The following is a 12954-nucleotide window of genomic DNA, read 5'->3' as shown; positions in this document are numbered from 1 at the left end:
ACCCTCTCACTTCTGGAATACGTAGGCGCCGGGCGCCTCGGCGATGGCAGGAAAGCCCTTGTCGGCGGCACCGAGTGAAGGCGGGTCAACACGATCCTTACCTGAGTGCGCGGCAAGCCACGGCAGCCAGGCCTCCCACCAGGAACCGTTCCGGGCCTCAGCCTCTGCTGCCCATTCGCCGGGGCCAAGGCAGATGTCGACTGCCAGTCTGGTCGCGATGCGATAACGGCGACCGCGATGGCCCGGCTCGCTGACAATGCCTGCATTGTGCCCGCCGCTGGCGAGAACGAAGGTAACATCGGTATCGGCTAGCTGGTGGATCTTGTAGACCGATCTCCATGGCGCGACATGATCGCGTTCCGTTCCCACGACGAACATCGGCACGCGGATATTTTGCAGCGCCGCCGGACGGCCATCGACCATGAAGCGGCCGGTTGCAAGCTCGTTGTCGAGGTAGAGGCGTTGCAGATATTCAGCATGCATCCGATAGGGCATGCGCGTGGAATCGGCATTCCACGCCATAAGGTCGTTCATCCGCGTGCGTTCGCCCATGAGATAGTCGTGGACCAGTCGCGACCAGACGAGGTCGTTGCTCTTCAATATCTGAAAGGCACCCGCCATCTGGTCCGCCGACAGATAACCCCGATCCCACATCATGCTTTCGAGGAAATGCATCTGGCTCGGGTCGATGAAGAGCGCCAGTTCGCCGGGTTCGGAAAAATCCGTCTGGGCTGCGAAAAGGGTGAGCGTTGCCAGCCTCCCGTCGCCGGCGCGCCCCATCGCAGCCGCCGCGATCGCGAGAAGCGTGCCACCCAGGCAATAGCCCGTCGCATGGATCCTGCTGTCGGGAACGATGGCGGCGATCACGTCGAGCGCGGCCATGACACCCAAACGGCGATAATCGTCCAGCGTGAGATCGCGATCGTCTGCCCCAGGGTTTCGCCAGGAAACGGCGAAGACCGTGTGCCCCTGCCCGACCAGATAGCGCACCAGGGAATTCTCCGGCGACAGGTCAAGGATGTAGTATTTCATGATCCAGGCAGGCACGATCAGCACCGGCTCCGCCATAACGGTGTCGGTTGTGGGACTGTACTGGATCAGTTCGATCAGATGGTTTCGGAAGATGACCTTTCCGGGAGTGACCGCGACATCCCGCCCCGGTACGAACCCTTCCGTGCCCGCGGGCGGGCGACCGCCCGCAAGCCTGTTGATATCTTCGAACCAGTTCTGAAACCCCGCGAGGAAGTTTGCCCCACCAGTGGCGATGGTTTTGTTGATCACCTCGGGATTGGTGAACGGATTGTTGGATGGCGAGAACATGTCGAGCACTTGCCGCGCGGCGAAGGAGACCACGTCCTCGTGGTGAGGAGCGACGCCTGGCACCTCCCGTGTCGCATTGTGCCACCACTGCTGGGCGAGCAGGAACGCCTGAGCATAGGCCGCATAGGGGAGTTCCTTCCACGCCTCCCCGGTGAAGCGGTAGTCGCCCGGCAAGGGCTCGATGCAGCATGGAGTGTCGTCATCGAGACTGGCGGCGCAGAGATAACCCGACAGCCGGGCGCTTTTCCGCACGGCCTTGTCGGTAAGTTCCAGACGCTTTCCAGGCGCCGAGGCCAGATGGATCGACCAGTCGAACAAGGCCAGCGCCAGTGCCGCCGGAGAAAGCCCGCCAGTCATCCGCGCGCTCAGCGCCTCGCGCATCCGATCGATTGCGCGGTAGGTTTCCGTGTCGAAAGTGTCGTGGCGGGCGTCCGCCGCCTTGATGTCTCGCCGGCTCAAATCATTCATTGCGGCTCCCGACTGATCGGCACGGCGGTCGTCATGGTTTGACATCCCTTGTCTTCGTTCATGATGAACTCGACGACCTGGGAGACCAGAGCCATCAGTTCACGATCATTTCCACCACTCTGCAGCGCTGGCGTACCGATGACGTCACGAAGGATGCTGACGCCGGCCAGGAACGCGGCGACCATGGACGCGCGCTGCTCGGACATGAGCAGGCATTTGGAAGCAAACGGCTTGACAAACCCGTCGTCTATAAGCTCGCGAAAAACACGCGAGGCCTCGGGACTGGAAAACGAACGGGCAAGGATGTCAAAAGGCCGGATTTCGTTGGCGCCCTTCTCAGCGAGGATGTCTTGCGCGAGCGTCATATGCAACTCGCTCGCCTCGCCGACGAGCCAGGCCTCCGGTTGAAGTATCGCCTTGACTGCTGCCCGGAACAGCTCTTCCTTCGAACCGAAGGAACGATGAACATAGGCCATGTCGACACCGACATCGGCGGCAATGTCTCGCAACCCGGTTTCCTCCATAGGAGTGGGTGGAGAAGCGAAGTATCGCGGCTTTCAGGATGCGCTCACGGGTGGTGTCTTCCGGGACGGGCCGGATCATTCGGTTGGGCATAATTTCTCCAAATAAACGGTTGTCCAGTCTATCGGCGCAACGAAAGGCAGTCAACAGCCGATGACCGACGCTGTGATGTGCTCTTCGTTTCGCGTTTTTTCACAAACTCGGAGTAATCGCGCCAAATTACCTTGAGAGAGGAGCGCTTGATCGCGAGTCATTTAAAATGTTCAAACCCTTGCTTTCGTTCAGCGCCGCAGGGTTGGTCGTTCCCACGCATTGGCCATGCTTTCGAGCGTCGCCGTCATCAGCGCTGCGACTGCGGTTCCGACGAAGGTCAGTGCCAGGCGGGTTAACGCTGCATAGGAAGGTTCCTGCGTGGTAAGGGCACCAACGATCAGTGACAGAGCGGCCGATGCGCTGAACTGGTAGACCATCGGAGGATGGCGGCCGATCATCATCATGGTGGCGAAATACAGCACCGTGAGAAAGACCAGACCGACCAGCATGAAGAAATGGGCGTTCAGGGTCATCAGGAACAGGGCGACACCCGCTGCGGATGCACCTAGCACCGTCGCAAAGATCCGTTCCCGGGCCTCTGCAAACAACTGCTCGCGTGTCGGGAAACACAGCACGAATATCGCGGCGATCGCCATCATCATGTTGGACATATCGATGAAGCTGTAGAGCCAGAAGCTGAGCCCGAGCAGGACGACCGCCCGGATGAGCGCCGATCGCACGTGATTGCCCGGTGCGGGCGTATATTCGTCGATCATTTTCTCCTGGGTAGCCGGCGGAATGAGGAGGTAAAGGACCGGAATCGCGATCAATGCGAGGATGCCCGCCTCGACCACCGAATCACTTAGGGCGTCGAGCGCAGTGATGGAGTTCATACCCAGGATAGAGGCGAGGCCAACGGACACCAGGATCAGCATCCCCATCGGGTTGCCGGTGCTCTGGATGAGATAGAACGCGACGAAATAGAGGCTGCCGACCGCGATCAGGAACGCCACCGGCCAAGACATGAGAAGGGTGAGCACGCCGCTTGCCAACCAAATCATCATGATGAGCGCCAGAGGACCTCCTATGGCTTTCTTCGGATCGAAGGCCTTGCGCATGCCGGCCATCAGGCCAAACGGCAGGGCCGCCATCAGCGCCGGCATAGAGGGCATGACAAAGGGTATCGCGCCCACCGAGATCACCGCAAGCAGCGCCATGCGCAAAGGAAAATTTGGGTCGTCGCGAAAGCTCGGCCGGGGCGAAACATACATGGCCCCACCTCAATACAGATAGGACAGAAGCGACTGGGCGCGGTGCAGGGCCATTGCGATCCACGCTGACGGATTGCTTTCGCCTGCGGCGTAGACCACGACGGTGGCCTTCGCGCCCACCCTGACGGTGCGAGGCCATTCCGAAAGCGCTCGATCGAGTTCAATGCGCACGGGAAACCGGCGGGCCGGCTCGAACCAGCGCGTTTCCGGCTCGTTCTGCACCAGACCGCTGGATGCGGTCCGTCCGGTATCGATGCCCCAGCCGACGCTGTGTACGGTCCCGGTAAAAATCTGCCCCGGCAAGGCATCGAAAAGCAGGCCCACCTTGTTGCCCGGCTCGATATTGGCGAGCTGGTTCTCGCGCATATCGGCCGTGATCCAGGCTCCCCTTCCGTCGATGAAGGTGAGAGCGGCCGAACCCGCGCTCACGTACTGGCCGACTGCTAGATCGAGATTCGTGACCACGCCGAGCGTCGGTGCCACGACCCGTGTGTAGATCAGGTCGAGCTGCGCCCTTTCCAGCTTGAGTCGAGCGGCCTTGATGCGCGGATTGCTGGCGCCCGCCGCCCCCAACTCGGCTTCCGCGCTAGACAGATCAGCCTCCGCCGCATCGACCTCCGCCTGCGCGACCTCGAGTTCCGCGCGAGATGCTTCCTCCTGCTTCCGCGCGGCAACACCACGCTGGACAAGGCTTTGCGTCCTGGCGTTCGAGGTCTTGGCGTTTTCGAATTTGGCCCTGGCCTGCGACACCTTGGCCTGTGCAGCGATCAGCGCCGCCGACGAGGCGTCGATCGACTGGGTCGCCTGTTCGAGTTCGACTTCCGCCTGCTGGACCGCGATCTCGAACGGGCGCGGGTCGACCACGTAAAGAAGATCGCCCTCCTGGACAATCGTATTGTCCTCAACGTGGACGCTGATTACCGGGCCTGAAACACGGGGCGCTAGTCGGGCAATGTAGCCGCTGACCGTGCCGCGGTCGGTATAGGGGGCGAGCTTGTCGGAAACGGCGTACCAGGCTACGAAGGCGACCATGAGCCCGATAACGAGCACGCCGACCCGGACTCCCGTCCTGGTCGGCCCCGCCTCGACCGGAGCGTCAGCCAACGCTTCGGGGGCACGGTCGGCGGGCCTGTCCTCAGAAGAGCCTGTCGGCAGGTCATGTTGGTTCTTATCATCCATTTTTTTCTCTTGGGGTTCGGACGAAACGTAGCCGGCGCTATCCTGCGAATATGGCGATCACGACCGCATTGACGAGGTCGATGAAGAAGCCGCAGACGAGCGGCACGACGATGAAGGCCCTGTGCGCCGCGCCATATTGCTGGGTGACGGCCGTCATGTTGGCGATGGCAGTGGCAGTGGATCCGAGCGTGATGCCTCCGAAGCTGGCAGATATCACGGCCGCTTCGTAGTCACGCCCCATGGCGGGAAAGACGATGAAAACCGTGTAGACGATCGTGAGCGCGATCTGCACCGCGAGCGCGGCGACGACAAAGGTGAAGACGCCGCTCAACTGCCACAGTTGCAGGCCCATCAGCGCCATCGTCAGGAACAGGCCGAGAGAGAGGTCGGACAGAAGCGACAATCCTTGTCGCACGCCGGGCCAGATGCGGGTGATGGCCGCCCCGGCTGCCAGCGGCATCAGATTGCGGATTGCAATGCCGGCCAGCAGGCAACTGACGAAGGTCGGGAGTCTGAAGCCCGTCAGCGCGATCAGGGAGTCGAGCGCCATGCCGAGCATGACCGCGACATTGAGCGCCAGGATCGCCCAGAGCAGGCAGAAATAGTCCATCTTCGGCTCCGGCTCCTCATGGGCGGCGCCGACGTCGATATCTGCGTCGCCCGAGGTGACGATTCCATTGCGGCGGATCAGCAGGGCGGCCATGGGGCCGCCGATCACACATGCCGCGATCAGCCCGACCGTGTTGCTGGCGATGCCGAGCTCCATCGCGTTGGCGATCCCGAGGTCCCCGACGAAGATCGGCGCCCAGGCGACCGTGGTGCCGACCCCGCCCGTCAGCGAGACGGACCCGACCATCAGGCCGGCCTTCGGATCGAGCCCGAACAATGCGGCGATCCCCATCCCCGTGACGTTCTGGATGAGCATGAACGCGGTTGCGAGCGCGAGCAGCACGATGAGCGGCCTGCCGCCCTGCAAAAGGGTGGCCGTATCCGACTTCAGACCGATGCTGGCGAAGAACAGCAGTAGCAGGTGGTCACGCACGCCGAGTTCGAACTGGATTCTCCAGCCCGCAATCCAGTAGGCCAAAGCCACTAGCAAGGCGCACAAAATGCCGCCGACAACAGGCTCCGGTATCGAGTACTTTCGCAGCACCGCGATGTTCATCGTCAAGATCTTGCCCACGATGAGGAGCAGGACCGCAATCGTGAAAGATAGAAAGGGGCTAACTTGAATCATCTTTTTCGGCGGACTTCCATTGATTGATTTCTGGCGGGACCATCCCTAAGCGTGCGCAGACAACCCATTCCAGTGGTGGCCTTTCGATTCCATGCGTTTGCAGAAGAGGCTCGGGTCATCGGCTTACTGCCGATCCGAGCGCGTTACCTGCCGCGCGGCCAAGTCTTTCGACCTGCTCGCCGATGCTGCGCCGCATAGTCGATTCGAAAACAGTGATCGGCGCACTGACGGCCACGCTCGCCGCTACGCCGACGGTCTGCGCTGCTTGCATCGCCCCCGCCCCGAGGTGGTCCCCCAGACCAACGTCGGCATCGATGCTCGCGTGTCTCGTCGCCGCCCCCAGCGCACCCACCTGCGTGACGCCTTCAACCGTGGCTCTGCTCGGAACCATTGTGTCCTGAGATCGGGAAGCACAGTCCGAAACAGGCAGCCAGCGTGTTATTGCGCGGCGTTTTCCGATCGTGTGGATGCCACTCATAGTTCCATCTCAATTCCTCGGACGAAGATATCGATGGTGCGTTCAAGGGCGGCCCGGTCTATCCCCGCGATCCCCGGCGGCGTCCGCTGAAGAACGGCCTGCCGCAGTTGCGGTATCATCGTGATGGACAGGAATATCTCCGCATCACGGGCCAGACCGGGTTCACTTGCACCGTGGTCGCGCAGCACGGCCATTACCTCCTCGCGGATCGGCGGCATTCCATACTGGCCGACGAGACTCGCCAACTTCGGAAACTGCCACGACTCGCCAACAACAACTCTTTCCAGGGAAATGATGAGCGGATCAGTCGCTACTTCTAGAATGCGCAACGACAAAGCCAGCAGCTTGTCCCGCGGAGTCTTGCCCGACAACTGCTCCGTGACGATATTCGATAGGCCCGTGTTTACAACATCGAGGACAATCGCTTCGAAAAGTGCGGCCTTGCCTGGATGGCGCGAATAAAGAGTCCGCTTGGAAATTCCAATTTCCGCGGCGATCGCGTCCATGCTCGTCTGCGCAAACCCGTCTCGCAGGAACAGCTTGCGCGCAGCCGTCATGATCCGGGCCGATATCCGTTCAGACTCCGCCGGTGTCGGCCGTCCGCCGTGGGGGGTCGCCACACGCGCATGATTGATCTTGTCGGTCGGCGTCATTGAAGCGCTTTCTGCTACGTTGCCTTATGAACAGAGGGGCTTTTGGCAAAAGCCCGCCCTTCATGAAGTTACAGGGACTGGCCGGGAGCGCCCCCCCGGAAGCGGATAATTCGTTCAGTTGCAGTTTCCTTGACGAGTTTGCTTATTAAACGATACGGTGTCGTTTACTATTTCCTGGGAGGGGGTATGAGCACTGTTTCTGAAGCACCGGAGGAACGTCGTTTTCAGTTCCCAACCGCATTCACCATCCTCTTTGGCTTGATCGTTCTGGTCGCCGCATTCACATGGATCATACCGGCCGGGCAGTACGACCGTGTTCAGAATGTTGCCTTGAACAAGCAAGTGCCGGTCGCGGGGACCTATGCGGTCGCTGAGCCGGCGCCGCAGGGGATATTCGACATCATCATGGCGCCGATACGCGGTTTCTACGATCCCGCAGCCGGCACCGCAAACGCGATCGACGTCGCTCTCTTCGTCCTGGTGATCGGCGGGTTTATCGGTGTCGTGACCGCCACAGGCGCGATCAATGCAGGCATCGAGCGGGCCATGAGTAGCCTGAACGGCCATGAGAAATGGATGATCCCATTCCTCATGGCATTGTTCGCCTTCGGCGGCACGACCTACGGCATGGCCGAGGAAACGCTGGCCTTCTATATGCTTCTCATCCCGATCATGATCGCGGCGCGCTATGACGCGGTAACCGCTGTTGCCATCATCCTGCTTGGCGCGGGCGTTGGAGTTCTCGGTTCCACCGTCAATGCGTTCGCCACTGTTATCGCTTCGGATGCCGCGGGCGTGCCGTTCACGCAAGGGCTCGTGTTGCGGCTCGTCATCCTTGGCCTGACATGGCTCGCCTGCGTCGCGTACGTGATGCGCTATGCCGAGAGGGTGAGGCTCGACCCCACCAGGTCACTTGTCTACGACATGAAGGCAGACAACGAGAAGCATTTCCTCAGCGCGCACCATGATGGAGCCGAATTTACCACGACCCACAAGCTCGTGCTGGCGGTCTTTGCTCTCACGTTTGCCGTAATGGTCTGGGGCGTGCTGAAGGGCGGCTGGTGGATGGGCGAAATGAGTGGCCTGTTCCTAGCATCCGCTATTGTGGTCGGCTTCATAGCCCGGACCGGCGAGAAGAATTTTACGGATGCCTTCGTCAATGGTGCCCGCGATCTTCTAGGTGTTGCCCTGATCATCGGTCTGGCGCGCGGCATCGTTGTCATCATGGATGCGGGCAAGATTACCGACACCATACTGCATTGGGCCGAAGGTTCGGTTGCAGGCCTCGGCAAGGTCGCCTTTATCAACGTGATGTACTGGCTTCAGGTGCTGATGTCATTTTTCGTGCCTTCATCATCGGGGCTCGCGGTTCTGACTATGCCGATAATGGCACCGGTCGCCGATTTCGCCGGCGTCGGCCGCGACCACGTCGTTACCGCCTACCAGTCGGCCAACGGCATCGTGAATCTCGTCAATCCGACCTTCGCCGTCGTCATGGGAGCGCTGGCGATCGGTCGCGTACCCTACGAACGGTGGCTGCGCTTCATGTGGCCGCTCCTCGTGATCCTCACCATCATTATCATGGCGAGCCTGAGCGTCGCCACCGTCATTGCCTAAAGGAGATTTTCAATGGCTCCCACCTATGGCGTTCACTCGGAAGTCGGAAAGCTTCGTCGTGTTCTCGTCCATCGCCCCGGCGCTGCGCTCGCTCGCCTGACCCCTTCCAACTGCCATGAACTGCTCTTTGACGACGTCATCTGGGTCAAGCAGGCTCGCGTTGAGCACCTGACCTTTGTGGACGCCATGCGCCATCGCGGCGTTGAGGTAGTATTTCTGCGGGAGATGCTTGCTGAGACACTACAAATCCCCGAGGCGCGCCAATGGCTTCTCGAACGTCGCGTTACCGACGATACCGTTGGAGTTGGTTTCGCAGACGACCTAAGGGCGCATCTTATGGAGATCGAAGCTGATGCGCTTTCCTTGATCCTGATGGGTGGCCTGAGCAAGGCAGAGCTACCGATCAAGAGTGGCGGCTTGCTCTCGGAAACGTTGCGTCCAGAAGACTTTACTCTGCCGCCACTGCCTAACCACCTGTTCACACGCGACACCACCTGCTGGATTTATGGCGGCGTCACGCTCAATCCGATGCGATGGAATGCACGAAAGCTCGAAACCGTCAACATCGCTGCCATCTACAGATTCCATCCCGATTTCGCCGATGCCGGTTTTCCGGTCTGGTGGGGAGATCCTGACAAGGACCACGGCCTCGCCACGCTGGAGGGCGGCGATGTCATGCCGATCGGCAACGAGACAGTTCTCGTCGGTATGGGAGAGCGGACGACGCCACAGGCTGTCGGTCAACTCGCACGGTCCCTGTTCGCGAAGGGCGGAGCGCAAAGAGTGATCGCCTGCAAGCTACCGATCGAGCGAGCCTCGATGCATCTCGATACTGTCTTCAGCTTCTGCGATCGCGATCTCGTGACACTTTTCGCCGATGTGGCCCACAAGATCGAACCTTATTCCATTCGCCCAGGTGAGAGGGAAGGCGCAATCGATGTCCGCAAGGAGGAGCACCCGCTCGTGGACGTCGCTGCCGAAGTGCTGGGTTTGAAACAGTTGCGTGTCGTTGAGACGGGCGGAGACGCGTATGTCGCCGAGCGCGAGCAGTGGGATGACGGTAACAACGTTGTGGCGCTCGAGCCTGGCGTCGTCGTCGCTTACGACCGTAACACCTACACCAACACCCAACTGCGCAAGGCAGGCGTAGAGGTCATCACCGTGCCCGGCGCCGAGCTCGGACGCGGTCGTGGTGGCGGTCATTGCATGACCTGCCCGCTTGTTCGAGATCCCGTTTAAAGGAGCCTGTCATGCCCGTGAACCTGAAAGGTCGCAGCGTCCTGAAGCTACTGGATTTCACGCCCGACGAAATCCGCTTTCTGCTCAAGCTGTCAGCATCGCTCAAACAGGCAAAATATGGCGGCTACGAGGAGCCGCGCCTGAAAGGCAAGAACATCGCGCTGATCTTCGAGAAGGATTCGACACGTACCCGCACTGGCTTCGAGGTCGCCGCTTACGACCAGGGCGCGCACGTCACCTACCTTGGCCCGACCGGCACCCAGATCGGCAAGAAGGAATCGATGAAGGATACCGCGCGCGTGCTCGGAAGAATGTATGACGGCATCGAGTATCGCGGCTTCGGGCAGGAGCAGGCCGAGACACTGGCAGCATTCGCTGGCGTTCCGGTCTACAACGGGCTGACCGACGAATTCCATCCGACCCAGATCCTGGCCGATTTCCTGACCATGCGGGAATACACACGCAAGCACCTGTCGCAGGTCACCTTCGCCTTCCTCGGTGACGCCGGAAACAACATGGGTAACTCGCTCCTTGCCGGCGCCGCGCAGATTGGCATGGATGTGCGCCTCGGCGCGCCGAAGGCCTGCTGGCCCGAGGCCGATCTGGTCCGACAGTGCCAGGAGATCGCAGCCAGGACCGGTGCGAAGATCACCCTGACCGAAGATCCTTACGAGGCCGTCAACGGCTGCGATTTCGTCTACACCGATGTCTGGGTGTCGATGGGGGAGCCGGATTCGGTCTGGAAAGAGCGCATCGAACTCCTCACACCTTATCGCGTCACCGCTGATATCATGACTGCAACAGGCAATCCGCACGCAAAATTCATGCACTGCCTGCCCGCGTTCCACAACCGCGAGACCGAGGTCGGCGAGAAAATCTTCCAGCAATACGGCGTCGACAGCATGGAAGTGACGGAAGAGGTCTTCGAATCCGAAGCCTCCATCGTCTTCGATCAGGCCGAAAACCGCATGCACACGATCAAGGCTCTGCTGGTCGCAACGCTGGGATCGTGACATGCGGGTGGTGGTGGCACTGGGAGGCAACGCGCTGCTCAAGCGCGGCGAGCCGATGACGGCCGACGTGCAGCGCATGAATGTGCGTAAGGCGGCCATCGCGCTGGCCGACCTGGCGCGCGACCACGAGATCGTCGTTGCGCACGGAAACGGACCACAGGTCGGGCTTTTGGCGCTCCAGGCGGCCGCTTACACGGATGTCGATCCCTATCCGCTCGATATCCTCGGGGCGGAGAGCGTCGGCATGATCGGTTATCTCGTCGAACAGGAACTGACCAATGCGATGGCGGTAGGATCCAAAATCGCAACGTTGCTGACCCAGATCGAGGTGGAACGAGACGATCCCGCCTTCGCGCGGCCGGAAAAGCCGATTGGGCCGGTCTATACACGAAACGAGGCAGCGAAGGCGAATGAGGCCCATGGCTGGCCGATGGTGGAGGAAGCGGACGACCGATGGCGCCGGGTCGTCCCCTCTCCGCTCCCCGCGCGCATCACCCAGATCGAGACGATCCGGCTCCTAGTGGAGGCCGGCGTGACGGTCATCTGCGCGGGAGGCGGTGGCATCCCGGTAGCCCGGGATGCAAACGGCACGCTTCATGGCCTTGAGGCAGTTATCGACAAGGACAGGGCAGCCGGGTTGCTTGCCAAGGCGCTCGACGCTGACGCCTTCCTGATGCTCACCGACGTGGATGCCGTCTACCAAGGCTGGGGCACACCGGACTCGCGGCCAATCAGGAAAATAGCGCCAGCGGAATTAGATAGCCGTGCTTTTCCTGCCGGATCCATGCGGCCGAAAGTGGAGGCGGCGTGCGACTTTGCAAACACCGGCGGACTTGCGGGCATAGGCCGACTTGAAGAGGCCCGTGCGATCCTTGAAGGGCGCCAGGGCACGTTGGTTAAGTTATAACGGACGGCTTGAAACAAGTGTCCAATCAGTTGCCGGGGAAGACCCCTGAAAGCCCGGCGTCGGCGGTGTCGCCCTCCTTTTTTGCCGCTCAGGAGCTCTGACGCATAAAATCGGGGAAATCGGTCCGTGTTGGCCATCGAGGAGCGTTCGTGTCAAATCTTGGAGAAACGGCAATCGGTCTGGACGAGGCGGCTGCACTGGTGGTGCCGCGGGAAATAAGGGAAGCCTTATTCATTGCCGCCGCTCATGCCTGGAATACCGGCGAAGTCACCTTTGATCATGAGCTTGCCAGGGCTGTGGATGCTGTAGCGGATTTGCTTGCACTCACGCGCGAGGAAGTCGTGGAACTCATGATACAGGAATGGCTTCACGCCTCGGAAGGATTCGTTTCCATCGAAAACAGGCCGGACATCATATTTCGGCCTTCGCACATTCGTTCTGCCGAACAGGGCATGCCTACGGGTGCCCCTCCCATCGATAGCTGACAACCGAGCGCTCCGAACTGAAGGTGAGGACGGCATGGAGAACAGCCCCCCGAGACATATACTTTTCGCAACGGATTTCTCGGCGCGCTGCGATCGGGCAAAGGTCCGCACCATTCAGTTGGCTCTTCAGTGGCATGCCCGGCTGACTGTTATCCACGTTATCGAGGACGACGATGCCCCTTTCGAACAGCCGGAAACGCAGTCCCTTCCACGCGCCGTTTCGCACAGCGCCATGCTCTTGCGTGATGAGCTTTCGGCCATTGAGGGGCTCAGTAGTACTGTCGTCGTGAGACGAGGTCGTCCACACGTTGAGATCCGCGAGATCGCTTTGCAGGATAAGACCGATCTGATTGTCACGGGAATATCGCGAAACGAATTCGACGGCCGATCCTTGCTTGGGAGCACGACGACATCTCTCCTGCGGGAGAGCGGGCTGCCCGTAAGCCCCCGGTGAAGGCCGTCTTGCGAGGTTGATGTGAACATCGGAAGTCCTAGTGCAAACACTAGGAGTAGTCCTATGACGAAGCATCCG

The 12954-nt window shown here is 60.6% G+C and carries 13 protein-coding genes; 6 read left to right on the top strand and 7 right to left on the bottom strand.

The window, feature by feature from the left end; genetic code table 11:
- Nucleotides 1-6: 6 nt before the first annotated feature.
- The 7 genes from CRO48_RS28895 to CRO48_RS28865 form a co-directional block, all read right to left on the bottom strand.
- Nucleotides 7-1788 carry a PHA/PHB synthase family protein gene (locus CRO48_RS28895; protein ID WP_009450495.1) on the bottom strand — a complete coding sequence of 594 codons (1782 nt, stop codon included), beginning with the start codon at nucleotides 1786-1788 and terminating at the stop codon, nucleotides 7-9.
- The gene (locus tag CRO48_RS28890; RefSeq protein WP_245423705.1) at nucleotides 1785-2264 is read right to left on the bottom strand and encodes a TetR/AcrR family transcriptional regulator; all 480 of its coding nucleotides are present in this window, start codon (nucleotides 2262-2264) and stop codon (nucleotides 1785-1787) included. The genes CRO48_RS28895 and CRO48_RS28890 overlap by 4 nt, the downstream gene beginning before the upstream one ends.
- Before the next feature lie 327 nt (nucleotides 2265-2591).
- Nucleotides 2592-3614 carry an FUSC family protein gene (locus CRO48_RS28885; protein ID WP_009450497.1) on the bottom strand — a complete coding sequence of 341 codons (1023 nt, stop codon included), beginning with the start codon at nucleotides 3612-3614 and terminating at the stop codon, nucleotides 2592-2594.
- 9 nt (nucleotides 3615-3623) lie between these two features.
- The gene (locus tag CRO48_RS28880) at nucleotides 3624-4793 is read right to left on the bottom strand and encodes an HlyD family secretion protein (protein ID WP_097143134.1); all 1170 of its coding nucleotides are present in this window, start codon (nucleotides 4791-4793) and stop codon (nucleotides 3624-3626) included.
- Nucleotides 4794-4830: 37 nt separating this feature from the next.
- Nucleotides 4831-6030 carry a sodium/glutamate symporter gene (gene gltS / locus CRO48_RS28875; protein ID WP_009450499.1) on the bottom strand — a complete coding sequence of 400 codons (1200 nt, stop codon included), beginning with the start codon at nucleotides 6028-6030 and terminating at the stop codon, nucleotides 4831-4833.
- Between the two features lie 115 nt (nucleotides 6031-6145).
- A complete protein-coding gene (locus tag CRO48_RS32715; protein WP_009450500.1) occupies nucleotides 6146-6421 on the bottom strand; it encodes a hypothetical protein in 276 nt (91 codons plus the stop codon).
- An 83-nt stretch (nucleotides 6422-6504) separates the two neighbouring features.
- Nucleotides 6505-7161 (bottom strand): TetR/AcrR family transcriptional regulator, encoded by a 657-nt coding sequence (locus tag CRO48_RS28865; protein ID WP_097143133.1) that lies wholly within the window; start codon nucleotides 7159-7161, stop codon nucleotides 6505-6507.
- Nucleotides 7162-7347: 186 nt separating this feature from the next.
- On the opposite strand from CRO48_RS28865, the gene CRO48_RS28860 reads away from it, so the two are divergent.
- The 6 genes from CRO48_RS28860 to CRO48_RS28835 all read left to right on the top strand — a co-directional run bounded on the left by CRO48_RS28860 (nucleotide 7348) and on the right by CRO48_RS28835 (nucleotide 12876).
- A complete protein-coding gene (locus tag CRO48_RS28860) occupies nucleotides 7348-8778 on the top strand; it encodes a YfcC family protein (protein WP_035224644.1) in 1431 nt (476 codons plus the stop codon).
- Nucleotides 8779-8790: 12 nt separating this feature from the next.
- Nucleotides 8791-10017 (top strand): arginine deiminase, encoded by a 1227-nt coding sequence (gene arcA, locus CRO48_RS28855; protein WP_035224641.1) that lies wholly within the window; start codon nucleotides 8791-8793, stop codon nucleotides 10015-10017.
- Nucleotides 10018-10028: 11 nt separating this feature from the next.
- Nucleotides 10029-11030 carry an ornithine carbamoyltransferase gene (gene argF, locus CRO48_RS28850; RefSeq protein ID WP_035224639.1) on the top strand — a complete coding sequence of 334 codons (1002 nt, stop codon included), beginning with the start codon at nucleotides 10029-10031 and terminating at the stop codon, nucleotides 11028-11030.
- A gap of 1 nt (nucleotide 11031) precedes the next feature.
- The gene (gene arcC, locus CRO48_RS28845; RefSeq protein ID WP_035224638.1) at nucleotides 11032-11937 is read left to right on the top strand and encodes a carbamate kinase; all 906 of its coding nucleotides are present in this window, start codon (nucleotides 11032-11034) and stop codon (nucleotides 11935-11937) included.
- A 149-nt stretch (nucleotides 11938-12086) separates the two neighbouring features.
- Nucleotides 12087-12422: a hypothetical protein gene (locus tag CRO48_RS28840; RefSeq protein ID WP_035224636.1), complete on the top strand. Its 336-nt coding sequence runs from the start codon at nucleotides 12087-12089 to the stop codon at nucleotides 12420-12422.
- A gap of 34 nt (nucleotides 12423-12456) precedes the next feature.
- Complete coding sequence (locus CRO48_RS28835; RefSeq protein ID WP_097143132.1) at nucleotides 12457-12876, top strand: universal stress protein; 420 nt, start codon at nucleotides 12457-12459, stop codon at nucleotides 12874-12876.
- The last annotated feature ends 78 nt before the right edge of the window (nucleotides 12877-12954 follow it).

Origin of the sequence: Rhizobium subbaraonis, from assembly GCF_900220975.1 — a bacterium.
In the GTDB taxonomy this organism is placed as follows: domain Bacteria; phylum Pseudomonadota; class Alphaproteobacteria; order Rhizobiales; family Rhizobiaceae; genus Mycoplana; species Mycoplana subbaraonis.
Note: the sequence above shows the minus strand (reverse complement) of the source record. Positions and strands in the feature narration are given on the sequence as shown.

Bases quoted from the DNA above. Each gene is read 5' to 3' on its own strand.
- argF (WP_035224639.1), top strand. From the start codon at position 10,029: ATGCCCGTGAACCTGAAAGGTCGCAGCGTCCTGAAGCTACTGGATTTC.
- CRO48_RS28860 (WP_035224644.1), top strand. From the start codon at position 7,348: ATGAGCACTGTTTCTGAAGCACCGGAGGAACGTCGTTTTCAGTTCCCA.
- CRO48_RS32715 (WP_009450500.1), bottom strand. From the start codon at position 6,421: ATGGTTCCGAGCAGAGCCACGGTTGAAGGCGTCACGCAGGTGGGTGCG.
- CRO48_RS28885 (WP_009450497.1), bottom strand. From the start codon at position 3,614: ATGTATGTTTCGCCCCGGCCGAGCTTTCGCGACGACCCAAATTTTCCT.
- CRO48_RS28880 (WP_097143134.1), bottom strand. From the start codon at position 4,793: ATGGATGATAAGAACCAACATGACCTGCCGACAGGCTCTTCTGAGGAC.
- CRO48_RS28890 (WP_245423705.1), bottom strand. From the start codon at position 2,264: ATGGCCTATGTTCATCGTTCCTTCGGTTCGAAGGAAGAGCTGTTCCGG.
- arcC (WP_035224638.1), top strand. From the start codon at position 11,032: ATGCGGGTGGTGGTGGCACTGGGAGGCAACGCGCTGCTCAAGCGCGGC.
- gltS (WP_009450499.1), bottom strand. From the start codon at position 6,030: ATGATTCAAGTTAGCCCCTTTCTATCTTTCACGATTGCGGTCCTGCTC.
- CRO48_RS28835 (WP_097143132.1), top strand. From the start codon at position 12,457: ATGGAGAACAGCCCCCCGAGACATATACTTTTCGCAACGGATTTCTCG.
- arcA (WP_035224641.1), top strand. From the start codon at position 8,791: ATGGCTCCCACCTATGGCGTTCACTCGGAAGTCGGAAAGCTTCGTCGT.
- CRO48_RS28895 (WP_009450495.1), bottom strand. From the start codon at position 1,788: ATGAATGATTTGAGCCGGCGAGACATCAAGGCGGCGGACGCCCGCCAC.
- CRO48_RS28865 (WP_097143133.1), bottom strand. From the start codon at position 7,161: ATGACGCCGACCGACAAGATCAATCATGCGCGTGTGGCGACCCCCCAC.